Genomic DNA, 25,791 nt, shown 5'->3' with positions numbered 1-25,791 from the left:
GGAAGCCCCGCTAAATGTGGGGCTTTTTCTTACATGAAGCTTTTCTCTGTTGTCTCAACTTCATATAATATCCTATCTCGCCATTCATAGGCGTCCTCGATCGGCATATAAGGAATTGTCAAAGAGGTACCTGCTAATTTAATCTTTAGCTCAGCATGCCCTGTTTTTCTTTGACCATAAGACTGAGTGACCTCAACTGTTTGCACTTTATAAAAGGCAAAAAGCGTGCGTTTCTGCCCTATGAAGCCGGACCGGATATACCCATGCGTATCATCTCTTTGGTAGCCATAGCGATACCAGACTAAGTAAAGAAGAGGCAGGGCTATGACCGGTGCAAGAAAAGGCACCAAGGCGATCAATTTACCATGAATAAACCAATTGAGTGCCGCCACCAGAGTTGCGATCGGCAATACGTATAAACCAACAGTCTTATAGATGAATCGCTTGTTAATTGGGCTAAATGCTTCTTGAGGTTTATAAGTAGGGAAGGTAATCCCCATCATACGGTCCATAAATGCATCGGTACTGCTCGGGATTAGTAAATTGACATCCCCCTTTTGACCCGGCTGATGCTGTTGGCCTTTGAAGCTGACTTGCTTCAGGTAAATATGCCATCGATTAAGGAGTTTTGCGACCCAACCCTGCTTAAAAACCACTGCTTGGATTTTACTTTCCTTTAGGCTCGTTTCTTGCCGCTCAAACAATCCTTTGCTGCGATGAAATCGTCCATCAGTTCCTCGACTTAACCGAAAGTTATACTGTGTGATAATGGCGCCTAAGATTGAAAAAAGCATCATCACAATAAAAACTGTCAGCAAGAAAAACACTAACAGAATAGCAACTCCGTATTCAATGCCGTTCACTGCTTCTTGTCCAGCCTCGAACATTGGTTTTATATAAGATGAGAGCATGTCATCAATCTGGGGCATGATACCCCCAAAAAAGCCCATCATGATCCAGACATTATTGTTAGACAGTCCATAACGGATCAATTCATCAATAGACAGGCGGAGCAACTCTGTTTCTGCAGGCAGATCTATGGGCGCACTCTCTTGTGTAACTGCTTCTTTTTTGAGAGAGTTCTGAGGTTTATAATTCATCACGGTTGAACGAATTTCAGCGGCCTTCTCTCGAGGAATTCCCGCCAAGGCAACTTCTTCCCCGCTAGAGCCAGCACTTTCAATTTTTACAACAACCATGTTGAAAGGTCGGAAATAAAGGGGCTCTTCTAGCGCGACATTTTGAATGCGATCATAATCCAGATGTAGCCGTTTTCTTGTCAATACACCCTTCTGAATGTGTACTTGATCCGCATGTAAGCGATAGCGAAATTTCATATATGTTAGGATCGCACCAATGATTAAGACGGCCCCACCTACGAGGGCGATAATTCCTAAAACAAGCCAGCGCTTCTCACCTGCCCCAACCCCAACAGCCAACAGCGGCAAAAGGCCTTGGATACCCTGCGTGAAAAATTTAAAAATTTGGCCAATGGTGAAATGCAAAATTGAGAGCGGAGATACTTTCTGCCAATTTTGAAGTTCATAGCCTTCCTGCTCTGGAGAGGATTCTATGCTGAGCTCAGAGTCAGACATCTTAGACCTCCTGATCATCTGCTGGTAGGTTCCGGGCCTCGCTGGCTTTATGGACGATGTAATCTCTTAATTCAGTCGCCTTAGCAAATTCAAGGCCAGGGATGGCCATGTCGGTTTTCCCCCCGCCTGCCGTAAAAATCTTCACTTCTGATAATTTAAAAAGACGATCCACAGGGCCACTTTCAATTTCCACATGTTGAATTCGATTAAACGGCAGGGTCACAACTTTGCGCCAAATTAACCCAGACTGATAATGAATGTCATGATCCCGAATAGCATAGCCTTTTGCTCGCATAATCGGACCGAGAAGAAGCTGCATCACAAGAACAGGTAATAAATACATGAACGGCGACCACCACTGAGTGATCAGCCATTTATCACTGTTGGAAATCAGCATAATAATGATTGTGGGAATGAAAGGCAGGGCAAGCCATAAAAACATTAATATCCGAGCACTTTTTGTATATTTTGGACTAAGTGTCGAAAAAATCAAAGCATCCGCTTTCGGCAAAAAATCCGTCTCTACAGGATCGTTTACAAAATCTGTCATGGCGTTTCCCTAGGTTTATCTATTTTTATTAAACATAAGCAATGAAAAGGAAATTACAAGAAGCCTATCGATTCCTGTTCGCAGGAAACCTGTTGAGAAGGAACTTGGAAAATACTCTTTATTATTGTGCGCTGCAATAAAATATTGAATTTCAAAAGATCATCCTGTACCTAAATAGGAGTATAATTCTGAGGAGGAAATTGGTTCCATGACAAAAGTCTATAAAAATGCCGAGCATGCCCTTGACGGTTTGTTGTTCGACGGCATGGAAATGATGGCAGGGGGTTTTGGTCTCTGCGGCATTCCTGAAAATTTAATTCAAGCCATTCACACTGCTGGGACGAAAGACATTTCAATTGTCTCTAATAATTGCGGTGTTGATGGATTCGGCCTTGGTATTCTTCTAGATGCGAAACAAATTAAAAAAATGTACAGCTCTTATGTAGGGGAAAACAAAGAATTCGAGCGCCAATATCTTGAGGGCGAACTTGAATTAGAGTTTAATCCGCAAGGAACTCTCGCAGAACGCATTCGTGCAGGAGGGGCAGGCATTCCTGGCTTCTTCACAAAGACCGGAGTTGGAACTGTTGTCGCAGACGGAAAAGAACATAAAGAATTTCAAGGCGAAACTTATATCATGGAAACCGGCTTGACTGCAGACCTCTCTATCGTAAAAGCATGGAAGGCCGACACAGAAGGCAATTTGATCTATAGAAAAACGGCACGCAACTTTAATCCAATGATGGCGACAGCAGGCAAAGTCACTGTTGCTGAGGTGGAAGAAATTGTTCCTGCGGGTAGTCTCGACCCTGATCACATTCACACCCCAGGGATTTTCGTTCAGCGGATAATTCAAGGCAATCATGAAAAGCGCATTGAACAGCGCACCGTTAGAGCGCGTGAGGAGAACTGATATGTGGGATCGTAATCAAATGGCAGCCAGAGCTGCTCTAGAACTCAAGGACGGTTTTTACTGTAATTTAGGCATTGGCATTCCAACGCTTGTTGCAAACCATATTCCTGACGGCATCAATGTCACCTTGCAAAGTGAAAACGGTATGCTGGGCATGGGCCCTTTTCCGTATGATGATGAGGTTGACTCAGATCTCATCAATGCGGGAAAGCAAACTATTACTGAACTCGATACCACAAGTTATTTTTCGAGTGCAGACAGCTTCGGCATGATCCGAGGGGGTCACATCAATTTGTCTATTCTAGGTGCCATGGAAATCGCTGAAAACGGTGATATTGCCAATTGGATGATTCCAGGCAAAATGGTGAAAGGTATGGGCGGCGCTATGGACCTTGTTGCTGGTGTCCAACGCGTGGTTGTCATTATGGATCACACCAACAAAAAGGGCGAGAGTAAATTGCTTAAGGCCTGTACCCTGCCCCTTACGGGCCAAAAATGTGTAGATCGCATTGTAACGAATCTCGGTGTTTTCGATATCGTTGACGGCGGAATTAAAGTGGTTGAAATGGCTGACGGTGTTACTTTAAGCGATATTGAAAGTGCTACAGAAGCGACTTTAGTGGCTTAATACCAATCCTGAAAAAAGAATAAAGACCAGCCTGAGTTGGTCTTTATTTATCCCTCTCGAGACAGTTTTCTCAGTCTACTGAAGCCATATAAAAATCACGCTACAGACAAGACCACCGCTTACAAAAAACACCGTTATAGCTCGCCACTGGGATCGCATTATAGGCGGTGTCCCTTGAACCTCAGCATTGCCTGAAATCATTGGCCAAACCAATGCTTTTTTCTTAACCAGTTTATAAAATAAGATAGCCGCCAGATGGAGCCCAACCAATCCCATCAAACTATAACCGATCCAGCGATGAATGAGAGTTATGCGCTCACTATTGTCTACAAGATGTGCCAAAGGCCCTTCAAAGAGAATACCATCCGTGCCAAATAATCCTAATGTTGCCTGTGTCAAAAGTAACACTAACATCGCCATAACGCTCAGAGCACCAAGGGGACTATGCCCGATTGAGTCGCCCGAGTCTTGAGACTCGCCGCGAACATAGTGAAGAATCGATCTTGGACCTTTTACGAATCTAGAGAATCGACTGGTATCACTACCTACGACTCCCCAGATAAAGCGAAAGAGAACGAGAATCAGAATAAAAATCCCTGCCCGACGATGTATATCACCGTAATTCCCAACTATTTTATCTTGAAAACCACTGTAACAAGCCACAGCAAAAGCAATGACCAATAGCCAGTGAAATAAGCGTGTTGCCAGATCCCAAACTTTACCCTGCATGCTTTAACTCCTCTTTTATCGCACTGAAAATATCCTCTTCTGAGGGCAGCCAGTCTGCTTCCTGATCACTTGCATATGGGATCGGATAAGCTGGCGGTGTGATTGAAATTGGTGCTTCAGTCAATAAATCAAAGCCGCGCCTTGACACTTCAGCGATCACAGCGTCTGCAAAACCAGCTTGATGGGTACCTTCATCTACAACAAATAAGCGTCCTGTCTGACCAAGGCTTTCAAGAATGGGCGCACAATCTAAAGGAGAGATCCACACAGGTTTAATCAAGTCAATTCTCATCCCTTCTTCAGCCAATTTCTCCTGAACAGCCTTGACCTTATGCGCCATCGCACCCAGAGCAACGACCGTATAGTCTGGCTTCTGTTCTTTTTTGGGGGTCCAATCAATATCCCCTTGATCATAAAGGTTTTTATGTTCAAATATCACTGTTGGTTCCGTGTGATCAACCGCCTGTCGTAACACCATTTCTGCCTCTATTGGGGTTGAAGGCACAGCCACGGAAAGCCCTGCGATTTGCATCAATAACCCATATAAGCTTTGACTATGCATCGCTGCGCTACTCTCCCCCGCTCCATAAGTCGTTCTTATGACTAAGGGAAGGTCGCGCTGACCTCCTGAAAGATAATGCTTTTTCGCTGCTTGATTGATAATTTGATCGAAGCAGACACCCATAAAATCACAGAACATAATTTCCACAATCGGCTTCAACCCAGTCATGGCCGCCCCGACAGCCATCCCAACAAAGGCTGTCTCTGAAATGGGCATATCCATGACGCGGCTTGAGCCAAATTCACGATATAAGCCTGCTGTCACACCGAAACAACCTCCCAGAGCTCCGTCTCCAGCTGGGTCTTGGCCGCCAGCAATGTCTTCTCCAAGTAGGATAACCAAGGCGTCATTGCGCATTAAATCTCTTAATGTATCATTGAGGGCAGATCTTACAGTCGTCATTGAACAGCCTCCTTCAAAAGAGTAGAAATCAGGGCCGTCTGCGAGTCGGTTATGTGATATATTTCATCCTCATCCAAGCCCTCTGACATGAGATAATCCTTCATGATCACCAAAGGGTCATCAGGGCTATTAATCATTGGCTTAGTCTGTCTATAGCGTTCCTCATCTTGATGAAAATGACCACAAAGGCGATCAACGGATGCTTCAAGGAAAAGGGGCGCGCCACCTCTAATGAAAGACAGTCGATCAGCAAGTCCAGACTTGACTGCCCCTAGATCCCGACCATTAATTTTCAAACTTTGCATCCCAACGGCCTGAGCTCGAGCAGAAAAATCTTGTTCTGCGGCTGCATGCGACGATGCTGTGCTGAGGGCAACGCCATTATTTTCACAGATAAAGAGCACTGGCAGCTTTTGCATCATTGCTAAATTCAGACTCTCTAGCACACCGCCTTGATTCACTGCGCCGTCTCCAAAAAACACCACTGCCATACCACCTGTCTGCCTTCGCTTAGCACTGAGTGCTGCGCCAAGCGCTAGCGGCACCTGCCCGCCGACAATGCCATTGCCCGAGACAAATAAAGAACCGTTTTCAGGTGCCCTAGGATCATTCAGATGCTGGGTGCCAGCACGGCCTTTATTAATGCCATCAGATCGCCCTAAAATCTCACGGATCATTCCTTTGATATCTATGCCTCCAGCCAAGGCATGCCCATGACATCGGTGAGAAGAAAAGATCATATCTATTCCTGGTGTCAACAGATGAGCAACACCCACAGCAAGCGCCTCGCCGCCTAGAGCAGGATGGATCAAGCCAGGCACGCGACCTGCATCATATAACTCTGTAAGCTTTTGCTCTATGAGTCTAATGGTCAGCATCTTTTGATAGTCTTCAATCATCGACACTTTTTTGTCCTTTTTATTGAGTCCGCCTGCAGTTTAGTCTATCTAAGCGACAGAATCGCCCTCAATCTTCAGATATCTACTTTGAATGGTTGACAAGTCGGTTAAGCCACACTAGTTAAACTTTACCAAAATAGTCATATATAATAAACTACCCTTCCGCATCGCTGGATGAGTAGGTCGACTATAGAAAAGCTAATGCCTAAAGTAAATAATGGCCCATGAATCCAGACTTACTATTTTAGGTGTGCAGGAGTTAAAGATGATCAGGTTAACCAATTTAGCGGATTATGCTGTCTTATTGATGGCCGAAATCGCTAAAGGCTTTGAAGAAAAAAATCTCTATAGTGCGCAAGGATTGAGTAATGTCACAAAAATTCCTGCCACAACTGTTTCAAAGATTTTGAATCTTTTAGGCAAAGCTGATCTGTTAATCTCTACCCGTGGGTTAAAAGGTGGATTTACACTGGCGCGCTCGAAAGACGAAATTTCAATGACCGATATTATTGAAGCTATTGATGGTCCAATCTCTCTAACTCACTGTGTCAGTACGACAAAGCATGATTGCAGCTATGAAGAGATGTGCGGCATGCGCCCTCACTGGGTTATGATTAATCAAACGATTAGAGAAGGTCTTGATAAAATCTCTCTCGCATCAATCGAAACCCCAAAAGCTGGTCTCGCTTTAAACGCGCTACTGGATGAAACCATGGAAACCGCCGCAGAGTAATCTCGGAAAGCAGAGCGAACTCGCCGTAGAGGCGTTCTCAGGTAAGGAGTACAGAATATGGCAGGCACCGCTGAAGCCCGCAAGCAGGTCGAAGAAGTCACAGGCGAATATAAGCATGGCTTTGTGACAGATATCGAACAAGAGTTCGCCCCAAAAGGGCTGAATGAAGATATCATTCGATTTATTTCTGCAAAAAAAGATGAGCCAGAGTGGATGCTTGAATGGCGCCTGGATGCCTATCAAAAATGGCTCAAGATGGAAGATCCTGATTGGGCAAAGCTGAATTATCCGCCAATTGACTATCAGGATGCCTACTATTTTGCGGCGCCGAAAACAGCGGATAAGCCTAAATCTCTGGATGAGGTAGATCCCTATTTGTTAGAGACATATGCCAAGCTTGGCATTCCCCTAGAGGAACAAAAAGTCCTCGCTGGAGTGGAAGGCGCTCGGAAAGTAGCTGTCGATGCGGTCTTTGATAGTGTTTCTGTTGCGACAACCTTCAGAGAAGAGCTTACAAAAGCCGGGGTCATCTTTATGTCTATCTCTGAAGCCATCAAAGAATATCCTGATATGATCAAAAAATATCTCGCAACTGTTGTGCCTGTCCGAGATAACTACTTTGCTGCTTTAAACTGCGCTGTCTTCACAGACGGGACTTTTGTCTATATTCCAAAGGGGGTGCGTTGTCCCATGGAGCTGTCCACCTATTTCAGAATTAATGCTGAAAATACAGGCCAATTTGAGCGTACGTTAATTATTGCTGACGAAGGCTCATACGTTTCATACCTTGAGGGCTGTACTGCTCCTCAGCGCGATGAAAATCAACTTCATGCCGCAGTGGTAGAACTTGTCGCCTTAGGTGATGCTGAAATTAAATATTCGACAGTTCAAAACTGGTATCCCGGTGATAAAGACGGGAAGGGTGGTATTTATAATTTTGTAACCAAGCGCGGCATCTGTAAAGGCAAGAATAGTAAGATCAGTTGGACGCAAGTTGAAACAGGATCTGCGGTCACATGGAAATACCCAAGCTGTATCCTAGCTGGAGAAAATAGTGTCGGTGAATTTTATTCTGTGGCTGTGACCAATAACTATCAACAGGCTGACACAGGAACAAAAATGATACACCAAGGCAAAGGCAGTCGATCCACTATTATCTCCAAGGGAATATCTGCCGGGAAAAGCCAAAACACCTACCGCGGATTGGTGAAAGTTATGGCGGGTGCTGACAATGTTAGAAATTATACCCAATGTGATAGTTTGCTTGTCTCTTCAACATCAGGGGCTCACACAGTCCCTTATATTGAAGTGAAAAACCCGACAGCACAAATCGAGCATGAGGCAACCACCTCTAAGATCTCTGAAGATCAAATGTTCTATTGCCGATCACGGGGTTTGGATGAAGAAGAAGCGGTCGCGATGATCGTGAATGGATTTTGTAAAGAAGTAATGCAACATCTGCCGATGGAATTCGCAGTTGAAGCACAAAAGCTGCTGGGCATTAGCCTAGAAGGCAGTGTTGGATAGGACTTATTATGATTAAAATTGAAAATCTCCATGTTGCCGTTGAAGAAAACGGGACTGAAATTATCAAAGGCTTGAACCTAGAAATTAAAGCCGGTGAAGTGCATGCCATCATGGGCCCAAATGGGGCAGGAAAATCAACCCTATCCTCTACCATCGCTGGGCGCGATGATTATGAAGTGACATCTGGATCGATTACATTCAATGGAAAAGACCTGCTGGATCTTGAGCCCCACGAGCGTGTCGGAGAAGGCATTTTTCTTGGCTTTCAATATCCTGTGGAAATTCCAGGCGTTTCGAACCTCAATTTCATGCGCACTGCCTTGAACAGTATCCGCGGCTATCAGGGTAAAGAAGATATGTCTGCAGCAGAATTCATGAAACTTGTCCGAGCGAAAGCGAACGAACTTCAAATGGATATGGAAATGCTCAAGCGCTTTGTGAATGTCGGATTCTCAGGCGGAGAGAAGAAGCGTAATGAAATGCTTCAAATGTCTATCCTTGATCCAAAACTTGCCGTTCTTGATGAAACAGACTCTGGCCTTGATATTGACGCCCTAAGAATTGTCTCTGAAGGCATTAACCGTCAACGCCGCAGTGACACATCTATTCTGTTGATCACCCATTATCAACGTCTTCTTGATTACGTAAAGCCTGACGTTATTCATGTACTTGCTGGTGGTCGGATTGTAAAATCCGGTGGACCAGAACTCGCTTTGGAATTGGAAGAGAAGGGCTATGCAGACGTTGCATAAAGCCGGTGGATAACACATATGACAAACGCAATTTTTGATATTTACGAAGAACAACTCAAAGCCCGCGAAGGGGCCAGTGAAGTTGTGGACACGCTCAAGCGAGAAGTCTTTCATCAAGCTAAAAAGTATGGCATTCCCACGCATCGCCATGAAGACTGGCGTTATAGTAACTTAAAAGCAATACGGGAAAAGGCATATGGCCTTCCCATGGCTGTTACCATTGATCAACCGGACTTGCTTATAAACGAAGCAAGTGCGACGCTTGTCTTTGTGAACGGATCCCTGAGCGAAGACCATAGCAAAATGCCCGACTCTCAGACAGGTTTAACGATGACCCATCTGAACAACCACTTCGCGGCCAATGAGGAAGATCGCACAGTATCTCTTGAGATGGGCGATGGCGCGCTTGTCCATTTGAATGCTGCTCTGATGAATGCTGGTTATGTTCTGACCGTAAAGGCTGGAACAAAACTGGAAGCACCCATCGAAATTCTTCATGTGGCTTCTGCAGCCTCTGAGCAAAGCCTTCAAACCCGCCTTCTTGTGCAAATGGGTGAGCATGCTGAAGCAACGATCATTGAGCGCTTCATTGGGGATGATGCTGATTATTGGACAAATACTGTTATGCAATCACGGCTGAGTGAAGGCACAAAATTAACACATTATAAATTGCAAGAAGAGGGGCCAAATGCGACCCACACCAGCAGTGTCTATGTAGACTGCGGCGCGGAAGCACGCTATCAAGGCTTTAACCTTCAAACAGGCGCTCTTTATGGCCGCATGGAACATCATGTTCGAGTATTAAGCGAAGAAGCAGATGTTCGCATAGACGGCGCCAATCTCGCAGCTGCCGGTCAAACATTGGACATTCGCACCCATGTTGATCACACAGTACCCAACGCTGTGAGTGATCAAATTTTTAGAGCTGTTCTTGATAAAAAGGGAAAATCAGCCTTTCAGGGTAAAGTAACCGTCGCAGTAGACGCCCAAAAAACATTGGCCGATCAGAGCTGTCGTGCTCTTCTTTTAGATAGAACAGCCGAGGCCAATGCCAAACCTGAGCTTGAGATTTATGCCGATGACGTAAAATGCTCACACGGAGCAACGGTCGGAGAGCTCGACGAAAAGGCCTATTTCTATCTTGTTTCTCGCGGTATTGATCCAGCCAGTGCCCGTCAGATATTGGTCGAGGCCTTTGCCGCAGACGCTTTAGAGTTTGTAGAAGATGCTGAGATGCGCGACATGATTAACGACCGCATCCTCAACTGGATGTCAGCAAGACGCGAGGCATAACATGACAGTTACTGAAGAATCAGCCCCTCGTCTTGATGCAGAAAAAATTCGGAAAGATTTCCCTATTTTTGAGCAAACTGTTTATGGCAAACCATTGACTTTCTTGGACAGTGCAGCAAGCGCGCAAAAACCATCTGTGGTTATAGAAGCAGAAAAAGCTGTCTATGAAACCACCTATGCAAATATCCACCGGGGGGTGTATAAATTCTCTCAAGATGCTACGGAAGCCTATGAGGAAACACGCCTTAAAGTACAGAAATTTATTAATGCGTCTAGTCATAAGGAGTGTATTTTTGTACGTGGTGCGACAGAAGGTATAAATTTGGTCTCTCAGGCCTGGGGTAGGTCTACCCTTCAAGCTGGGGACGAGATTATTCTTACTACCATAGAACATCATTCTAATATTGTTCCATGGCAGATTTTGGCAGCTGAAAAAGGGGCTGTCATTAAAGTCATTCCTGTGGACGAAACAGCGACACTTGATATGGATGCTTATCGTCGCCTGCTCTCAGATAAGACAAAAATGGTTGCTGTAGGCCATATCTCAAATAGCGTGGGGACAATTAACCCAGTGAAAGAGATCATTGACCTTGCCCACGCACACGGCGCTCTAACCCTCATTGATGGGTGCCAAGCAGCGCCCCATATGCAAATTGATGTACAAGCGCTTGATGCAGATTTCTATGTTTTTTCAGCCCATAAAATGTATGGCCCAACGGGCGTTGGCATTCTTTACGGCAAAGAAGCATTGCTGGATGCGATGCCCCCGTGGCACGGCGGCGGCGATATGATTTCCACGGTTTCATTTGAAGGCAGTACATGGAATGATTTGCCCTACAAGTTTGAAGCTGGCACGCCCAATATTGCAGGGGGTATTGCAATGGGCGCTGCCATTGATTACCTGTTGGATATTGGGTATGAAGCCATTCAAGCTCATGAAGACATGTTACGAGACTATGCTATGGAGAAAATGGCTGGCCTGAATAGCGTGCGTTTCATTGGAACAAGCGCTCACAAAACTGCTCTGATAAGTTTTGTCATGGAAACTGCACATCCCCATGATATTGGCACAATTTTAGATCGCCAAGGAGTTGCGGTTCGCGCGGGACATCACTGTGCACAGCCCGCTATGGATTTTTTTGAAATTCCTGGCACTGTCAGAGCAAGTTTTGGTATATATAATACAAAAGAAGATGTAGATCGCTTCATAGCGGGCCTACAAAAAGTAATGGATTTATTTGGCTAATGACAAATCGCGAAAGAGATATATTGGACTTAAGTCGTCCTGCAGAAACCGACAATCAGACAGCTGAAACCAGTGAGCGTCCTGTTGTGGATCCTGATGCCTATGACCAGACCAGAGATAGTTATTTTCTGAACCGGTTTATGGAAAAGAATACGGAAGAAGAAGCGGCAGACACGGGATCAGATGACGAGGCAGACACTGCGCCTCTTGTTGACGATCGTCCGATGCCAGAAAATGCTGACGCATTGAAGCGCACAATCGTTGAAGCTCTGCGTGAAATTTACGACCCTGAAATTCCAGTGAATATATACGAAATGGGTCTCATTTACGAAGTGAATGTAGCCGGTGATTTCTCCGTCGATATCGTTATGACACTCACCACACCCCATTGCCCCGTAGCCGAAACCATGCCTGGCGAAGTGGAAATGAAGGTAAAATCTGTCAAAGGCGTTAAAGACTGTGGTGTCCAACTTGTCTGGGAACCGGCCTGGGATATGTCCTTAATGAGTGACGAAGCGCGCCTAGAATTAGGTCTCTTATAAAGATTCGGAGAAGTAGAATGTCTGTTATCACTGTAAAACCTGAAGCAATTGATCATATGCGTGCTCTTATGGCAAAACAACCAGACGCGATTGGCATTCGCCTTGGTACAGCCGTTAAAGGCTGCTCTGGTCTAGGCTATGATATTGATTATGTCACAAAAGCGGATCCTACAGACGAGGTTATAGAAACCGACGCAGGGTTTAGCCTGTTTGTTCCCCGCACAGCACTGCTGCATTTATTTGGCACCGAAATTGGTTGGGAAGACAGCATGTTCTCTACAGGCTTTACCTTTACAAACCCTAACGAAAAAGGCAGATGTGGATGCGGTGAAAGCTTTATGGTTTAACTGATAAATCCCAATAAAATCTAAAAAGGCCTGAACTTACTGTCAGGCCTTTTTTATGGTCACATTTCTTTCTCAGCAATCTCAATGGGAATGCTTCGCGACTTAATCAAATCTTCTAATTCTAAGGGAAGCGCCCGCGTTTCTTGCATGCCTGACGGAACGATCATTTTTATATTTGTAATAATATAAGCATTCTCTGAAAAGGATGTCAGGCCGGACTTCCCATTTCCCACAAATTGAACGCCAATCATCTCAGTCCTGCCCTTTTTATCATAAGGAAGCACAACTTCTTCAATAGATCTAAAATTTGAATGCTTGTCTTTCAACAACCCAGTGAAAATCAATCCAATCTTTTGATCGAAAGCATATTTGATCAGCCCATGATATATATTATAGCTTTCAATACTGGACAGAAGAGCTGTTATATTTTCGCTAGCAAGACTCTGTCCCCAGATTGTCTCTAGATCAGACCCTGCCAGACGAAAGAAAATTCCTTCGTCATTTTGCTCAAGGATATATGTATATCCAAGAAAACGTCCCATTTTCATAGGACTAAATGTTGATCGACATGGTAAATCTTTCTCGTTGATTTTATCATGCCATGATCGGACAATTGTTGCCACATCACCCATAGTATACTCCAAACACATGAACACCTTGCCGAAACTTTGGACAAGCCGATCTTATTACTCTTTACTTTCACACAATCCCTCAACCACTCTTAAAACACAGCAAGGGGATTATTTTGATGAATCTTATACAATCAATGCCCTTAAAATTCACCAAAAGTATAAAATTTTAATTAATAAAATCGGGTATACTGTTTTTTTAACCTCATTCGATGAAAAATTGTCTCTTCTCTACTTTTCGGCTACACTCCACCCCATCATCATGCTTGTGGAGGGACAGATGACAAAAACCTCATCTTTAATGAAACGAATCATTATCGGCAAATCTTTAGGGTTTCTCTTTGGATTGATTGGCACACTTGCTTATCTGATGCTAGACCCAACGATCGCGATGCGTTTTCAAGTGGGGTTTGTCCTCTGGTATACAACTCTAGGAGCGATTGTCGCTATGATGGGCGTTTATACCTATCATCCTTTGCTCAAACTTTCACTACCATGGTGGTTTAGGGGCACACTTATGGGTGTTTGGATGAATTTCCTCCTTGTCCTTTTTGCTCCAGATGTGGTCACCCGAATTTTTACGACAATGGATATTGGTCTAACCTCCCCCTATTGGCTTCTCCTTGAAGGCGCTGTCTTTGGACTCCTCATAGACTATCTTGCCACACGCTATGCTGGTGAAGGCGCTGCCTGTGCCCTCGCCGATCAAAAAGGCGATGCGATTTAACCTAAGCTGTTAAGAGTAAATTATGCTTCACTATCCTTCAATGCGCACTCGACAGATAATTGCCCTTCTTTATAGTATGGGTGTCACGGGCTTATGCCTGATCTTATTCCCAAATTTCTTTCAGCCCTTTTCAAACGGCCTTCTGCTTAAGACGGCCTTGCTTATTCATACTTTAAGTGCTTGTGTTGCGTTGATGGGCGTGATGGTTTGGATTCCCTCCCTGAAAAAACCTCTACAATGGTATGTGCGAGGCCCTTTCATGGGATTCAGTCTCATGCTTACTTTCTATGTCTTTATCGAAGATGAACTAACCCTCATGACACAGAGCTCAGAATGGGCCTCAACGATAGACACTGCATGGATCCTGATTGTCGGCGCTGGCATGGGACTCGCCGTTGATTTGTTCGCTACTTTTTATGGCGGCGAAGGACCACAGACACTATTTTCAGATCACAATGAATAAGAAAGCGTCGCCCAAAGTTTCGTAGTATCGGTCGCGTGTCCCTTTGAATTATAAAAGGCTGCTTTGAGATTCAATCCAAACGAAGTAGAGAGCTTTTTATTCGCCACAAAATTCCACTCACTGCCGTAATCGATCTCATTTACATCTGATTTAAAATCATGATAGGTCGCAATCAGTTTGGTCCCTTTTAACCATCCTGAATTTGCCGACAATATATAATCAATCTTGACATATCGATCCTTCAAACCTGATGCTGGGGTGCTGAGAAATTTATCTGAAAAGCCATTAAATTTATGCAGCGTTGCGAGCGGTGTCGCAAAAGATTTCCCGTTATCGCTGCCCAGAACCTCTTGGCCAATTTTGACAGTCACCCCGTTGGACTTTGCAAAAAATTCTATGTTTGAATAGCTGGCTTTATACTCAAATTGGGATGTTGCATAGTCAGACTGTGATCCAACTTCAATGACATAGCCAGCTTTCACTGAGCTTGAGAAATCTCCAGCCCCTGAGAGACCTACTGTATAAGTTTTAGAAGATAATCCTCTGTTCACATTTGCAATATCTGTATCTAAATCAATGAATAAGGCATTCACCTCTGCTTTTACGAGCGGAGAAAAGCTATAAGAAGCATTGGCAATTTGGGTTTTTGTCTTAAAATCACCGACAGGGCTATCACTAGAAAAAATACGGTTCACATTCCAAACATAATAATAACTGGCGGATACCTTAGCTTTTTTATAACCAAATCCAACGGCATCAAAAGTTTGATCATTCTGGCGCCAACCAACAGTCCCGACATACCTCTGAGTTCCTATATTGATCCCTTGACGCCCAACTCTCGCCCAAAGTCCTTGGGCCCCTTTATACTGTAGATAAATCTGATTCATTTCTGTTGAAGCAGGATCCGCGACGACTGGATATTGGCTTTTCCCATTCAGAGTATCATTATACTTCTCTGCACCAATAACGAAACTATTTTCAAGTTCGATATAGCCGCTAAACCCTTTATAGGCACCGGTTTTATAGCCAAGCTTCGTTCGCAGTGTTGATGCAAGAGCATTTCTGTCTATGCCTTCTTGATCAACCGATTCCATACGGTAGCGAATGTTAACAACAGGTGTTCCTTTAACAAATACCTCTTCGAGAACCTCGCTAGCTGCACTAGGGCGCGCCATAATCAGCACCAAAAGCACACCAACAATTCCAACACTCTTTTTCATCAAAATTGCCATTAGTTAAGCCCTCATTTCACTCACTGCATTTTTCGTTTGATCTTCGAGAATAACAGTCAATTGTAAGACTTCATTGGCCGCATCTTCCACGGAATGCATGGTTAAGGCGTTTGACTTCGCTGCCAAACCAACAGCATCAATACTATCTGATGTTTGTTCTGTCATTTGCGCCGCGACGGCAGTCGCATGTCCAATCTCTGTGGTTGCATCCGACTGCTCGTTAATAGCATGCTCAATTTCTACAGAAACATTATTAATTTCGCTTATCCGTTCTGTCACGCTCTGTACTGCACCAATCGACTCTTTCGTCATACTTTGAATTTGCTGCATTTGCGTTTCAATTTCACTGGTCGCATTAGCCGTCTGAGCCGCAAGGTTCTTAACCTCACTCGCCACAACGGCAAAGCCTTTTCCTGCTTCCCCAGCCCTTGCCGCCTCAATGGTCGCATTCAGTGCCAAAAGATTAGTCTGCTCAGCAATATCATTAATCAATTGCACAACATCACCCACTTTATCCGCGACAATACCCAGTTCATTGACTTTTGCAACAACATGAGCCGCCTCTTCATTCGCAGTGGCACTCATGCCGGACGCTTCATTGATACGGCCTGTAATGCTATGGATTGACGCACTTAATTCTTCCGTAGCAGCGGCAACTGTCTGAACACTTTGCCCGGCTTCTTGCGAACTTTGTGTACATTGCTCTGACTGGTTAGCTGTATCATCTGCAGATGTCTTCACTAATAAGGCTGATTGCTTGAGCAGATCTGCTTTCAACGTTAAATCAGTAATAATAGACATAACCGCCGATTCAAAACTATCTGCCACTTTACGACGTGCCCTTATCTGAGACTCAGTCGCTTTCAGCTCTAAGTCACGCTTTTCTTCTTCACGTTGTTTCGCCAGTTCTAATTTTACACGCTCTCGTTCTTGCTCTTCTACCAGAGCCTTTTCCTGAGCGTCTCTTGCTTTTTCTTCTAAGAGCAAGCGCTCTTCATTCGAGCGCTTAAACGCATCCAATGAAGTCGCAACAAGACCAAGTTCAGTCCCATAGTCTGTATAAGGGACTTTAAGGCTAATATCGCCTTTGGTGAGATGACCCATCGTATCCAGCAAACTCATCAATGGTTTGTAGAAGCTGTTGAAGACAACATACAAAAGAACTGACAGCACAATTGCCAAAAGCACAAGAGAGGTTGTTAAGACTGTTAAGCTTCTATTTGCCTCTTCATAGCTTTCATGCGCTAAATTAAGAATGGCATTGTTGACGCGGTCTTCAACCCGCTTTACCAAATTGATCTTATCAGTGATCTGAGCAAACCAGAAAGTGCTTGAATAGCGGCCTTCTTCAACAGAACCTAGTGTTTCCCGGACGTGCTGACGCATTTCCTCTACATTATCGACAGAGGCACCTTTCACCGTATTTCTGTAATTCGATACTAAGGTTTGATCAGAATAAAGCTCAAAAATATCTAAGAAAGCCGCTTGCTGTCCGATCAATCCAACAAAATTATTATAGACATTAGGGGGGAATTTCCCTGTCGCAAAACCAGCATTACCCATAGCACGTTCAACACCCATACGCTCTTTTGCTTGCAAAAGTCCTGAATAACCAATGATTTTTTTCGTGATATTGTTATCTTGGCTAAAAATCGCCATGTCTTCAATAATCAGCAGAAGCTTCCGGATTGCTGGCGTATAATAGCCGGCCATTTGAGGGACAGAGTAACTTAAATCATCCACATTGCGCCGTTTAGACTGCAGCTGACGGACATCTGTGACGGCTTTATTTAAAGCCCCTACAAGCCCTTCATCAAAAATAACAGAGGTGAAAACATCCTTCTCCTCGAAAAATTTCTTATAGGCTTTATCTGTTTCACGACGCTGGCCATCTAAGATATTCTTCAGATTTATACTCCCTTTTGACGCAATAAACCCGGCGGATCGACCACGTTCTTTTTGTAATTCATGGACCAAGCCGGAAATTGCCGGGGCAAAATCTGTTAAATTCACAATCGTTTGTGAAGACTCTGATTTTTCAAGAGCCAATCGAGCTTCTACAGCCATGAAATAGAAAAGCAACAAAAGTGGTATAAGAATAAGCAGGACCATGCGCTGTCTTAAACTTAGGTGATTTAGCATCTTTTCCATAAACATCTTCCCTTATCACGACCCAATAAAACTTTAGTTTAAATTGATACACGATCAAAATAAATTGTACTTCGTTTTAGAATATATTTCTAAAACGATAATCCCCCTATTTATTATAGTCTCCACAGGCTTGATTAGATCAGGCTATGTAACATATTTTACATAACCCCCTGTTTTATATAGGTAACTTAATTAATCGATAATTTTAATTGAAGATTGCCTATTTGATGGGTTTTCTAAATATACAAATGTTCTACTTTTGTTCTTTTTGAGAATCAGCTATGAAAGGATCATGTCGCAAAACAATGAACAAAAAGAAATACAACTTTTGGATATGGATGACTGGTCCTTCTGGATCGACGTCAAATGCTATACCTGTGGCCGGGCCCTCAGATTCACGCCCTCCGATATAAAAGCCCATCCAAAAATCAGCAAATACGACCGTGTCAGTGAGATTGCTACACGCTTTCGGTGCAAGGCCTGCGGGAAAAAAAACGCCGGCGCCACTTATCGTCATAAATAAGAGAATGAAAAACTTCTTTACCCATGACGCACAACCAAACCAATGGCTTTCGTAAGCTGGCCTGCCTCGTCAAACAAAGGAATGATAAGAGTTTGGCTAGAAATATACTCTTTCCTTTCAGAAAGATTGTTCGTTGCAATGATGAGAGGTTCCTCTGTAAAAGCAATAATTTCAAAGAAAACTGTTGTCCGTTCATAAATTTCTTCTGGCACCACATCTTTATAGGATTGATTGGTCAAATAGCCATACATATCGTCGAGTGTGGACCCCATATAAGCCACCTTAAATTCTGGCAGGTCAGAAATAACGTCTAAAACAAAAAAATTTGCCGAAGCTGCTTTTAATTTGAGCAAAGAGAAATCAGAACGCTGAGGATTTACCCCTCTTTCTTTAAGAGTGGTGTAGTAAGCATAAAGCTTTTGGATGGCAGAATCTGCTGTCTCTACAGCCAGCACTTTTGGCGCTCCAAAACAAGTTTCAAGCCGCCCGATAAGAGCTTTATACTTTTTGGAGTCTTTTACCACATCACGCCCCACGATTGTCTCTGCCTTCTTATGGTTCTATCTAATATAAACTGAGGCAAAGGCAAAAGAAAACCAAAATAGAGTATTTTGGATTTGGGGTGAGCTTTCTGCAATAAAACTAATAAATCTTCAAAGACTGGTGCCGCTGACAGGACTTGAACCTGCGACCCCATCATTACGAATGACGTGCTCTACCAACTGAGCTACAGCGGCGCTTTTAAAGCGTTAGACTTTTGTAAGCTGCAATTTTTCTTTGATCAAGGGATAAATTATCGTATGCATCTGCATGTGAAAAAGCACAATAAGATGAAAATGCCATGACCCAGCCAGCTCCCCTCACAATTAGCGATGTCTGCACCAGTTGCAGCCTTTGCTGTAATGGATCTTTGTTTAGCTATGTTGAAATCACTGAGAAAGAAGAAAACACCCTTCAATCTCTTGGGTTCAAAACGGAAATCAACCAAGAAGGGGAGCGACAATTTGAGCAACCCTGCCCTAAGCTGAAAGAAGGATGTTGCACCATATACCAAGATCGACCTCAGGGCTGTAAAGTGTATAATTGTTATCTCATCAACGGCATAAAAGAAGGGGAGATTTCCCCAGAAGACGCCCTGCAGACCGTCTTTAAAGTGAAAGAAGAGGCCGCCTGGTTTTTTGAAACCCTAGAAGATATTTTCGAAGAACAGCCAGAAGAGGCTAGCCCCGATGAATTGCACTATAATTGGATCAAGGAAGGTGAACGACCGGAAACAGCGCGTGACCTCATTTATGACCGCCTCTACACACTCAAAAAAGTCCATAAGGTCCGTGCTTTCACAGCGGCAGAAAAGAGCTTTCTTGAAAAGGCAAAGAGTATCCTCACCCTGATTTCTGAAGATATTCATCCTCATGACCTAATGGATGATTTAAAACCTTTTTTATAAAAGAGAGCCTACAGTGAGGCTCCCTTTCTAGAAATTATGTTGCCGAGGCCGTCGCTTCCGGATCTGGTTCACGGCCGAACATTCTATAATGAATAACCGTCATTGCCGGTGTGACAAAAACAAGAAAACTGGTTCCAATTACAATCCCAAAACCAAGCGATACGGCTGTTGGAACAAGAAATTGTGCTTGAATACTGGTTTCAAGAATAATCGGCGTTACCCCCAAGAAAGTGGTTAGCGTTGTCAATAATATTGGTCGAAACCGCTGCATTGCGCCCTCTAATATGGCTTGCTGATAAGCCATGCCAGCATCCAATTTCTCGTTGGTTACAGAGATCACCATCAGAGAATTATTCACAATCACTCCAGAAAGTCCGATGATCCCAAAAATACTCAACAAAGTCATCTCTAACCCCATCATCCCATGACCAACCAGCGCCCCCATAAAACCAAAAGGTATGGCCACCATGACAATAAGGGGCTGAGTGTAAGATTTAAATCCAAGTGCTAAAATTGTATAAATGACCATCAAAGCAATCAAATAGTTCATTCCAATGACCGGCGCCGTTTGCGCCTGCTCTTCTTGTTCACCAGAAAGGGTGATTTTCAGCCCTTGGAAGTCAGCTGCCAAATCAGTTTGAAGGCTATTGATCACATAATTTGTCACTTGACCTGCTGTGGTTAATTGCCGGTCAATCTCTGAAGAAATCACATTAATGCGCCGTCCATCAATACGGTTGATATTTGCTGCGGCAGGAACAATAGAAACATTAGCCAAATTCTCAAGTGGAATGAAACCCTCTCCGACTTTAAGTCGTAAAGTCTTAAGAGCCTCCACTGAAAGACGCTCCTCTTTCGGCAATCGCACTCTGACTTGAATTTCTTCGCGGTCACGCTGAATACGTGTTGCTTCTGCCCCAAAGAAAGACGCCCGGATTTGATTAGCTAATCCTTCTTGTGTTAGCCCGTAATCACGGGCAAGCGGTTTTAATGAAATCTGCACCTCTGATGTCACATTAAAACGATCGTCTTTAATGTTAATCACACCTGGCATGCGCTCCATTGCCGCACGGATTGCGGCGACGGCTTTATGACTATCCACGGCATATTGCGTGCTCACTTCGAAATAGACAGGATCCGCTTGAGTGATCAAATCAGCACTAAACCGTAATTTCTGAGCCCCAGGAATTTCACCAACTCTTTTTTCCCATTCTTTACCAAATTCATCGGCTGTAAAATTCCGCGCAGAGGCTCCTTTCAACCGGGCCACAAGAAAGGCTTTGTTAGACGCGGCCCCTCCTTGCGTTGTTGGCATTGACATATCAGCTGCGGGCGAGCTGCCCAAAATCCAAAAAATCCCTTCGAGAGGACCTGCCTCCCGCTTTTCAAATTCGCGGGCCGTGGCTTCTGCCGCTTCAGCAATTTTTTTCGTATAATAGACAGTTTGTTGTTGTGAAGTCGCCTCAGAAAATTCCACCTGGGCATTAATATAATCCCCTTCCACTTGAGGAAAGAAGACAGATTTCACCGTCCCACTAGAAATAAGGGATAAACTCAACATAAAAAAGCCAAAAGAAGTCATCAAAACTGACCCAGGATGTCCAATTACAAAGGTCAGGACTCGCTTGAGTGGCCCATGAATAAAGCGGTTAAGATGAAAAGCAAAATAATCTCGGAAAGGGTCTGCCACTTTCAACTGAAACTTGGTTTTTCTCTCTTCTTGCAAATGCGAGAGGTGCCGTGGCAGCATCAAAAGACTTTCAACGAGGGAAAAGATTAAGACGCTGATGACAACTGCCGCTAAAGGCCCTAGAAAGTCACCCATGGTTCCCGGTAAATTCATCAAGGGGACAAAAGCGACAATGGTTGTTATGACAGAAAAAATAACCGGCGTTGATATAGAGGTCACTCCTACGCGTGCCGCTTCAAGGCCACTCAGAGTCGAATGCTTTCTTTGAGTATGAATATTTTCACCCACAACAATGGCATCATCAACAACGATTCCAATTGCCAAGATAAATGCAAAGGCCGACATCTGATCAATGGATACGTCTGTGACAGCCATTAATACAAAGCTACCGATGAAAGAAACAGCCACACCAAAAGCGACCCAAAGGGCGATGCGAATATCCAAAAAGGCCATCAATAATATACCCACCAGGAAAAGGCCGATCAAGGCGTTTTCACTCAAAAGTGAAAGACGGTTTTCAAGCATGGTCGACTCGTCTCGCCATAATTCTGCTTGAATTCCTTCTGGTAAGCGATCTTGCAGGTCCCCGTTAAAATAGCCACGGACGTCTTCAGCTAAATCTAGAACTTGCTCATCCCCCACTCGGAATACTGTGACAAATGAAGCCGGTTGGTTTTTAAAACTTGCGATCACCGGATCTTCTGTGATGGTGTCTTTGATGGTAGCAATATCCTTCAAGTATACAGGAGCACCGTTCACCGATGTTCCGACAACAATATCTCGAAAACCTTCTTCTGTACGGCGTTCACCTGTCGCTCGGATTAACAATTTTTGCTCAGCGCCTTCGATGAGACCGCCTGACAAATCCATACTTTGCTTTGTTATGGCCTCAGCTATATCTTCCAGCGACATGCCCATAGCTTGCAATGTTTCTAATGGCACTGTGACATCAACAAGATAGGCTGCCACTCCCCGGATGTTGGCCCGGGAAACATTTGGCAAATCTGTCAAATCGCTTCTAATTCGATCCGCTGTTTTCTTCAGTGTTTTGGCATCCGCCTGACCGTATAGAATAATCCGTGACACAAGCTCTTCTTGCTCCATAATTTTAATAACGGGTCGTTCTGATCGGCGCGGAAAGACAGTTATGGTGTCAACTTGGGATTGAATGTCATCCTTTAACTTTGATAAAGATACATTATCTTCAAGCTTCACAAGAATATTAGCAACCCCTGCAGCCGCCAGTGACGTCACTTTGTCAACACCCTCTAATCCGTCAATCTGCTCTTCAATGGGCTTTACAATAGACGTTTCCACCTCCTGAGGTGTTGCACCGGGGTAAGGCACTGTGATTGAAATCATGTTCAAATTGATAGGCGGGAATAAACGCACGTCTAAAACCTGAATAGACATAAACCCTGTAATCAAAATCATAAAGGCCAACAAATTAGCCGCCACTCGATTTCTGAGGAAAAACTCAATCATGCTTTTCATGGGAAGTCCTTCCTAAGACCTATCTTCATAGAGACGGACACGTTTGCCTTCAATCTCATTGGGCAACATCGTTTTCATCACTTTAACACCAGTTAACAAACGAGGGGCTTTGATCAGTGCCTGACCCTTCTCTACGCTCACTACCTCAACAGACAGTTTTCTCATCTTTAGCCCCTCATCTATGATCCAAACATAGCCATTATCTCGAACCACACCGGCTGGCACTTTCCAAACAGGCTGCTCGCTATAAATATTGATGGCGATTGCCATAAAATCATCTGCAAAGAGAAGACCCGTGTTCTGCTCACTGAATACCTCTTTAAATTCTGCGATGATTGTGGCTGTCCGAGACAGGGGATCAACTCTGGATTCAATCCGATTTATAACACCATCAATGGATTTACTACCCACTGATCCATCGCTGGGAAAAGCTGTCACTTTCAATGGTTGCTCACCGCCATGTTCATATGTGGCAGCAACTTGAGCCATTTGTTTCTTTTGAAGACTGATGGAAATTTCCGCTTGGCTTGCATCCATTAACTCTGCCAGTTGTTGACCAGGTGTTACATAGCTGCCAAGTGATAAGCTTTCGTTAACCACGATTGCTTCAAACGGTGCGGAAATACGCGTACGGCTTAGAAGTTCCTTCGCCCTGGTCTTCTGAGCTTCTGCTTGCTTAACGGATGCTTGAGCAACAAGCCATTGAGTTTCAGCTGTATCATAAAAGGAGGCCGAGGTATTCCCGCGAGTCCTCAACTCTTTTGCACGATTAAAATCGGCTGCCGCTTGTTTCAATTGCACATGTGCTGAGGCGAGAGCTGCTTCAGCCTGAAGCAAGTCGCTTTTATAAATAGCGTCATTGATTGTAAAAAGGAGGTCCCCTTCTTTAAATCGTTTTCCCGCTCTTAGTTCCGGGCTGACATAAGTGACTTTCCCTGTGACTTCGCCAACAACGGAAAGCGTGTTCTGGGCCTGTAAACGACCGGTTGCACGGATGCGATATTCATGAAGAGGATGTGTCGGCCTATAAGCAGCAACCAACTCTCCTTTTTGAACAACATTTGTCGATTCTCCCGTTGCTTCTACTGTCTCGGATTGGCTGGAAAAATATAAGAACCCTCCCAGCATTATTCCAGCACTGATTAGGGGGACCTTCAACGCCTCAATTTTTGTTTTTAAGTGCATAACATTACCTTTCACTTGGAATGAGTGCATTCAGGATATGTTTTGCACCTTCCATAAATTCTTCTTCGTTTTTTGCCCCGTGAATCAAGCCGTCCATTGTAATACGGATCGTCGCCACAACATCATCAAGGGCGCCTCGCACAGGCTTAAAGTTGCTGGCGGTTAGCACCGTTTTCAGCATATTTTCAAAATGATCATGATAATTTACTTTATCGTGGTTTTCTTCCACCTGGAACATCACTTCATGGCTGTGAGGGCTGCTTCGTAAGCGCTCAATAAATTGCCCACCCACTAGCCAATACATTTTCAAGAGACGCTCATAGAGGCATTCTTCTTGTTGTTGAAGAATGGCGAAACTTTCTGCGATGGATTTCTCTGAAAAATAAATGATCACATTGATAAGAACATCCTGCTTCGATTTATAATTTTTATAGACGGCCTGTCGAGATATTCCCATGCCTCGGGCTATATCTTCCATGGATGTCTTCTTGAATCCATATTGTAGAAACACATCAAGGGCTGCTTCCATTCTCTTATCATTCATTGGGATACACTCTCAATCTTAACTCGCCCTTCAAATCAGATTAAAGGGAGCAGGAAATTTAGATCCAAAAAGCAGAAAATAGCCTCATCCTACTCATAGATCGATTCGTTTGACGGAATTTACATTAAGTGCATAAAATGTCAACTTTGTATTATCCTCTTTCTTATTACCTAGGGAAAATAAACATGCTTCAATCGTGTGAGGCGCTAAAGAATTGCTTTTTCATTAAAAATACGTCAAGAAGGCTGCGCTCAGGCACCCGCCTGAATATTCATAAAAGTAGAAACAAAATGTCACTATCGCGTTTATTGCCAAACTTAAACAACCCTCTTCTAGAAGAGTATGCACAGACATGGTTATCCTTGAAGGAAGAAAATGAAGGCGACATCCCTTACAAGCACCAACTTAGCCCAAGAAGCCTGCGCGCCTTGGTACACAATATTCTGATTTTAGAGTTAGACCCTAAGGACAGCCTGACTATTCGTTTGAGTGGGGCTTCGATCGATGAAGCCATGAATAAAGACATCACACAGACCCCGCATCTTGATATCTTAAACAGTAATTCGTATACTGGCGTAAAGCTTTTTCATAAAACGGTCATCACTCAAAAATGTGGTGGTTTTGCACAGTATAATCTTATTCAAAAAGATAAAATCAAACTCAGTATGAAATCCTTAGCCTTTCCTCTTCAATCAAAAAGGGACACATCACTTCAGCTTAATGCTGCGCTTATTGTGGTAGAATCCAAGGACTTCACAACAGCCTTAACTGATACAGAGACCTATGTGGGGGACATTGAATTACTGGACTATCAGTATTTTGATGTCGGTTTTGGCGCACCTAAACCCCTATAATTTTGTCCCCTTTTTGCAATGTTTTCGGGTGTTTTCCACACTCAGGTCTTTGTTCCTTCTTTTTGCTATAGTAATTTACCTTCAAAATAAGATAGTCTTCTCTTCGCGTTCCTTCTATTTTAAAAGTGTATTTT

General features: G+C 43.9%; 26 protein-coding genes and 1 tRNA gene. 14 read left to right on the top strand and 13 right to left on the bottom strand.

Annotated elements, in window-relative coordinates; all coding sequences use genetic code 11:
* Positions 1-29: 29 nt before the first annotated feature.
* A complete protein-coding gene (locus QGN29_RS05275; protein WP_310799640.1) occupies positions 30-1,595 on the bottom strand; it encodes a PH domain-containing protein in 1,566 nt (521 codons plus the stop codon).
* Position 1,596: 1 nt separating this feature from the next.
* Positions 1,597-2,145, bottom strand: a complete 549-nt coding sequence (locus QGN29_RS05270) for a PH domain-containing protein (RefSeq protein ID WP_310799639.1) — start codon at positions 2,143-2,145, stop codon at positions 1,597-1,599.
* Between the two features lie 208 nt (positions 2,146-2,353).
* Here QGN29_RS05270 and QGN29_RS05265 point away from each other — a divergent pair, with 208 nt between their 5' ends.
* Both QGN29_RS05265 and QGN29_RS05260 read left to right on the top strand, forming a co-directional pair.
* On the top strand, positions 2,354-3,058 hold the full coding sequence (locus tag QGN29_RS05265) for a CoA transferase subunit A (RefSeq protein ID WP_310799638.1): 705 nt from the start codon (positions 2,354-2,356) through the stop codon (positions 3,056-3,058).
* Between the two features lies 1 nt (position 3,059).
* Positions 3,060-3,686, top strand: coding sequence for a CoA transferase subunit B (locus QGN29_RS05260; protein WP_310799637.1), 627 nt, complete (start codon positions 3,060-3,062; stop codon positions 3,684-3,686).
* Positions 3,687-3,761: 75 nt separating this feature from the next.
* On the opposite strand, the gene QGN29_RS05255 is transcribed toward QGN29_RS05260, so the two are convergent.
* Genes QGN29_RS05255 through QGN29_RS05245 form a run of 3 tightly spaced genes read right to left on the bottom strand, consistent with a single transcriptional unit; the run spans position 3,762 to position 6,278 of the window.
* The gene (locus QGN29_RS05255) at positions 3,762-4,415 is read right to left on the bottom strand and encodes a cytochrome b/b6 domain-containing protein (protein WP_310799635.1); all 654 of its coding nucleotides are present in this window, start codon (positions 4,413-4,415) and stop codon (positions 3,762-3,764) included.
* A complete protein-coding gene (locus QGN29_RS05250) occupies positions 4,405-5,379 on the bottom strand; it encodes an alpha-ketoacid dehydrogenase subunit beta (RefSeq protein WP_310799634.1) in 975 nt (324 codons plus the stop codon). Before QGN29_RS05250 ends, QGN29_RS05255 begins: the two co-directional genes overlap by 11 nt.
* The gene (locus QGN29_RS05245) at positions 5,376-6,278 is read right to left on the bottom strand and encodes a thiamine pyrophosphate-dependent dehydrogenase E1 component subunit alpha (RefSeq protein WP_310800021.1); all 903 of its coding nucleotides are present in this window, start codon (positions 6,276-6,278) and stop codon (positions 5,376-5,378) included. The genes QGN29_RS05250 and QGN29_RS05245 overlap by 4 nt, the downstream gene beginning before the upstream one ends.
* Before the next feature lie 265 nt (positions 6,279-6,543).
* Between QGN29_RS05245 and QGN29_RS05240 the strand changes: the two genes are divergently transcribed.
* The 7 genes from QGN29_RS05240 to QGN29_RS05210 are packed head-to-tail and all read left to right on the top strand — an operon-like array spanning position 6,544 to position 12,718.
* Positions 6,544-7,011, top strand: a complete 468-nt coding sequence (locus QGN29_RS05240) for an SUF system Fe-S cluster assembly regulator (RefSeq protein ID WP_310799633.1) — start codon at positions 6,544-6,546, stop codon at positions 7,009-7,011.
* 57 nt (positions 7,012-7,068) lie between these two features.
* Complete coding sequence (gene sufB, locus QGN29_RS05235; RefSeq protein ID WP_310799632.1) at positions 7,069-8,538, top strand: Fe-S cluster assembly protein SufB; 1,470 nt, start codon at positions 7,069-7,071, stop codon at positions 8,536-8,538.
* An 8-nt stretch (positions 8,539-8,546) separates the two neighbouring features.
* Positions 8,547-9,290, top strand: a complete 744-nt coding sequence (sufC, locus tag QGN29_RS05230) for a Fe-S cluster assembly ATPase SufC (protein WP_310799631.1) — start codon at positions 8,547-8,549, stop codon at positions 9,288-9,290.
* A gap of 18 nt (positions 9,291-9,308) precedes the next feature.
* The gene (gene sufD, locus QGN29_RS05225) at positions 9,309-10,583 is read left to right on the top strand and encodes a Fe-S cluster assembly protein SufD (protein ID WP_310799630.1); all 1,275 of its coding nucleotides are present in this window, start codon (positions 9,309-9,311) and stop codon (positions 10,581-10,583) included.
* A gap of 1 nt (position 10,584) precedes the next feature.
* The gene (locus tag QGN29_RS05220; protein ID WP_310799629.1) at positions 10,585-11,829 is read left to right on the top strand and encodes an aminotransferase class V-fold PLP-dependent enzyme; all 1,245 of its coding nucleotides are present in this window, start codon (positions 10,585-10,587) and stop codon (positions 11,827-11,829) included.
* Positions 11,829-12,371, top strand: coding sequence for an SUF system Fe-S cluster assembly protein (locus QGN29_RS05215; RefSeq protein WP_310799628.1), 543 nt, complete (start codon positions 11,829-11,831; stop codon positions 12,369-12,371). Before QGN29_RS05220 ends, QGN29_RS05215 begins: the two co-directional genes overlap by 1 nt.
* 17 nt (positions 12,372-12,388) lie before the next feature.
* Complete coding sequence (locus tag QGN29_RS05210; RefSeq protein ID WP_310799627.1) at positions 12,389-12,718, top strand: HesB/IscA family protein; 330 nt, start codon at positions 12,389-12,391, stop codon at positions 12,716-12,718.
* A 59-nt stretch (positions 12,719-12,777) separates the two neighbouring features.
* Here QGN29_RS05210 and QGN29_RS05205 read toward each other — a convergent pair whose 3' ends face one another.
* Positions 12,778-13,350 (bottom strand): PAS domain-containing protein, encoded by a 573-nt coding sequence (locus QGN29_RS05205; protein ID WP_310799626.1) that lies wholly within the window; start codon positions 13,348-13,350, stop codon positions 12,778-12,780.
* 277 nt (positions 13,351-13,627) lie between these two features.
* Here QGN29_RS05205 and QGN29_RS05200 point away from each other — a divergent pair, with 277 nt between their 5' ends.
* Both QGN29_RS05200 and QGN29_RS05195 read left to right on the top strand, forming a co-directional pair.
* Positions 13,628-14,074: a hypothetical protein gene (locus tag QGN29_RS05200; RefSeq protein ID WP_310799625.1), complete on the top strand. Its 447-nt coding sequence runs from the start codon at positions 13,628-13,630 to the stop codon at positions 14,072-14,074.
* A 22-nt stretch (positions 14,075-14,096) separates the two neighbouring features.
* On the top strand, positions 14,097-14,537 hold the full coding sequence (locus QGN29_RS05195) for a hypothetical protein (RefSeq protein WP_310799624.1): 441 nt from the start codon (positions 14,097-14,099) through the stop codon (positions 14,535-14,537).
* Here the strand turns inward: QGN29_RS05195 and QGN29_RS05190 are convergent.
* A complete protein-coding gene (locus QGN29_RS05190; protein ID WP_310799623.1) occupies positions 14,525-15,769 on the bottom strand; it encodes an alginate export family protein in 1,245 nt (414 codons plus the stop codon). The genes QGN29_RS05195 and QGN29_RS05190 overlap by 13 nt on opposite strands.
* Positions 15,770-15,772: 3 nt before the next feature.
* Positions 15,773-17,920, bottom strand: coding sequence for a nitrate- and nitrite sensing domain-containing protein (locus QGN29_RS05185; RefSeq protein ID WP_310799622.1), 2,148 nt, complete (start codon positions 17,918-17,920; stop codon positions 15,773-15,775).
* Positions 17,921-18,212: 292 nt separating this feature from the next.
* Here QGN29_RS05185 and QGN29_RS05180 point away from each other — a divergent pair, with 292 nt between their 5' ends.
* Positions 18,213-18,443 (top strand): hypothetical protein, encoded by a 231-nt coding sequence (locus tag QGN29_RS05180; protein ID WP_310799621.1) that lies wholly within the window; start codon positions 18,213-18,215, stop codon positions 18,441-18,443.
* Between the two features lie 17 nt (positions 18,444-18,460).
* On the opposite strand, the gene QGN29_RS05175 is transcribed toward QGN29_RS05180, so the two are convergent.
* A complete protein-coding gene (locus QGN29_RS05175) occupies positions 18,461-18,967 on the bottom strand; it encodes a PAS domain-containing protein (protein ID WP_310799620.1) in 507 nt (168 codons plus the stop codon).
* A 137-nt stretch (positions 18,968-19,104) separates the two neighbouring features.
* Positions 19,105-19,180: transfer RNA gene (locus QGN29_RS05170), tRNA-Thr, on the bottom strand.
* A gap of 104 nt (positions 19,181-19,284) precedes the next feature.
* Between QGN29_RS05170 and QGN29_RS05165 the strand changes: the two genes are divergently transcribed.
* A complete protein-coding gene (locus QGN29_RS05165) occupies positions 19,285-19,890 on the top strand; it encodes a YkgJ family cysteine cluster protein (RefSeq protein WP_310799619.1) in 606 nt (201 codons plus the stop codon).
* A gap of 34 nt (positions 19,891-19,924) precedes the next feature.
* On the opposite strand, the gene QGN29_RS05160 is transcribed toward QGN29_RS05165, so the two are convergent.
* From QGN29_RS05160 to QGN29_RS05150, 3 genes are read right to left on the bottom strand one after another with little or no spacing between them, the layout of a single operon-like run.
* Complete coding sequence (locus QGN29_RS05160; RefSeq protein WP_310799618.1) at positions 19,925-23,074, bottom strand: efflux RND transporter permease subunit; 3,150 nt, start codon at positions 23,072-23,074, stop codon at positions 19,925-19,927.
* A 12-nt stretch (positions 23,075-23,086) separates the two neighbouring features.
* Positions 23,087-24,259 carry an efflux RND transporter periplasmic adaptor subunit gene (locus QGN29_RS05155; RefSeq protein WP_310799617.1) on the bottom strand — a complete coding sequence of 391 codons (1,173 nt, stop codon included), beginning with the start codon at positions 24,257-24,259 and terminating at the stop codon, positions 23,087-23,089.
* Positions 24,260-24,263: 4 nt separating this feature from the next.
* Positions 24,264-24,803, bottom strand: a complete 540-nt coding sequence (locus tag QGN29_RS05150; RefSeq protein ID WP_310799616.1) for a TetR/AcrR family transcriptional regulator — start codon at positions 24,801-24,803, stop codon at positions 24,264-24,266.
* 290 nt (positions 24,804-25,093) lie between these two features.
* Between QGN29_RS05150 and QGN29_RS05145 the strand changes: the two genes are divergently transcribed.
* Positions 25,094-25,657: a PAS domain-containing protein gene (locus QGN29_RS05145; RefSeq protein WP_310799615.1), complete on the top strand. Its 564-nt coding sequence runs from the start codon at positions 25,094-25,096 to the stop codon at positions 25,655-25,657.
* Positions 25,658-25,791: the final 134 nt, after the last annotated feature.

Source organism: Temperatibacter marinus, from assembly GCF_031598375.1.
GTDB classification, from domain to species: Bacteria; Pseudomonadota; Alphaproteobacteria; order Sphingomonadales; family Kordiimonadaceae; genus Temperatibacter; species Temperatibacter marinus.
This window is presented reverse-complemented; position numbering and strand designations above follow the sequence as displayed.

Excerpts from the sequence above, each read along its gene's own strand:
- QGN29_RS05275 (WP_310799640.1), bottom strand. The coding sequence starts at position 1,595 with ATGTCTGACTCTGAGCTCAGCATAGAATCCTCTCCAGAGCAGGAAGGC.
- QGN29_RS05265 (WP_310799638.1), top strand. The coding sequence starts at position 2,354 with ATGACAAAAGTCTATAAAAATGCCGAGCATGCCCTTGACGGTTTGTTG.
- sufC (WP_310799631.1), top strand. The coding sequence starts at position 8,547 with ATGATTAAAATTGAAAATCTCCATGTTGCCGTTGAAGAAAACGGGACT.
- QGN29_RS05220 (WP_310799629.1), top strand. The coding sequence starts at position 10,585 with ATGACAGTTACTGAAGAATCAGCCCCTCGTCTTGATGCAGAAAAAATT.
- QGN29_RS05180 (WP_310799621.1), top strand. The coding sequence starts at position 18,213 with ATGTCGCAAAACAATGAACAAAAAGAAATACAACTTTTGGATATGGAT.
- QGN29_RS05260 (WP_310799637.1), top strand. The coding sequence starts at position 3,060 with ATGTGGGATCGTAATCAAATGGCAGCCAGAGCTGCTCTAGAACTCAAG.
- QGN29_RS05185 (WP_310799622.1), bottom strand. The coding sequence starts at position 17,920 with ATGGAAAAGATGCTAAATCACCTAAGTTTAAGACAGCGCATGGTCCTG.
- sufD (WP_310799630.1), top strand. The coding sequence starts at position 9,309 with ATGACAAACGCAATTTTTGATATTTACGAAGAACAACTCAAAGCCCGC.
- QGN29_RS05155 (WP_310799617.1), bottom strand. The coding sequence starts at position 24,259 with ATGCACTTAAAAACAAAAATTGAGGCGTTGAAGGTCCCCCTAATCAGT.
- QGN29_RS05200 (WP_310799625.1), top strand. The coding sequence starts at position 13,628 with ATGACAAAAACCTCATCTTTAATGAAACGAATCATTATCGGCAAATCT.
- QGN29_RS05250 (WP_310799634.1), bottom strand. The coding sequence starts at position 5,379 with ATGACGACTGTAAGATCTGCCCTCAATGATACATTAAGAGATTTAATG.
- QGN29_RS05150 (WP_310799616.1), bottom strand. The coding sequence starts at position 24,803 with ATGAATGATAAGAGAATGGAAGCAGCCCTTGATGTGTTTCTACAATAT.
- QGN29_RS05195 (WP_310799624.1), top strand. The coding sequence starts at position 14,097 with ATGCTTCACTATCCTTCAATGCGCACTCGACAGATAATTGCCCTTCTT.
- QGN29_RS05210 (WP_310799627.1), top strand. The coding sequence starts at position 12,389 with ATGTCTGTTATCACTGTAAAACCTGAAGCAATTGATCATATGCGTGCT.
- QGN29_RS05240 (WP_310799633.1), top strand. The coding sequence starts at position 6,544 with ATGATCAGGTTAACCAATTTAGCGGATTATGCTGTCTTATTGATGGCC.
- QGN29_RS05190 (WP_310799623.1), bottom strand. The coding sequence starts at position 15,769 with ATGGCAATTTTGATGAAAAAGAGTGTTGGAATTGTTGGTGTGCTTTTG.
- QGN29_RS05215 (WP_310799628.1), top strand. The coding sequence starts at position 11,829 with ATGACAAATCGCGAAAGAGATATATTGGACTTAAGTCGTCCTGCAGAA.
- QGN29_RS05165 (WP_310799619.1), top strand. The coding sequence starts at position 19,285 with ATGACCCAGCCAGCTCCCCTCACAATTAGCGATGTCTGCACCAGTTGC.
- QGN29_RS05205 (WP_310799626.1), bottom strand. The coding sequence starts at position 13,350 with ATGGGTGATGTGGCAACAATTGTCCGATCATGGCATGATAAAATCAAC.
- QGN29_RS05245 (WP_310800021.1), bottom strand. The coding sequence starts at position 6,278 with ATGATTGAAGACTATCAAAAGATGCTGACCATTAGACTCATAGAGCAA.
- QGN29_RS05145 (WP_310799615.1), top strand. The coding sequence starts at position 25,094 with ATGTCACTATCGCGTTTATTGCCAAACTTAAACAACCCTCTTCTAGAA.
- QGN29_RS05255 (WP_310799635.1), bottom strand. The coding sequence starts at position 4,415 with ATGCAGGGTAAAGTTTGGGATCTGGCAACACGCTTATTTCACTGGCTA.
- QGN29_RS05270 (WP_310799639.1), bottom strand. The coding sequence starts at position 2,145 with ATGACAGATTTTGTAAACGATCCTGTAGAGACGGATTTTTTGCCGAAA.
- sufB (WP_310799632.1), top strand. The coding sequence starts at position 7,069 with ATGGCAGGCACCGCTGAAGCCCGCAAGCAGGTCGAAGAAGTCACAGGC.
- QGN29_RS05160 (WP_310799618.1), bottom strand. The coding sequence starts at position 23,074 with ATGAAAAGCATGATTGAGTTTTTCCTCAGAAATCGAGTGGCGGCTAAT.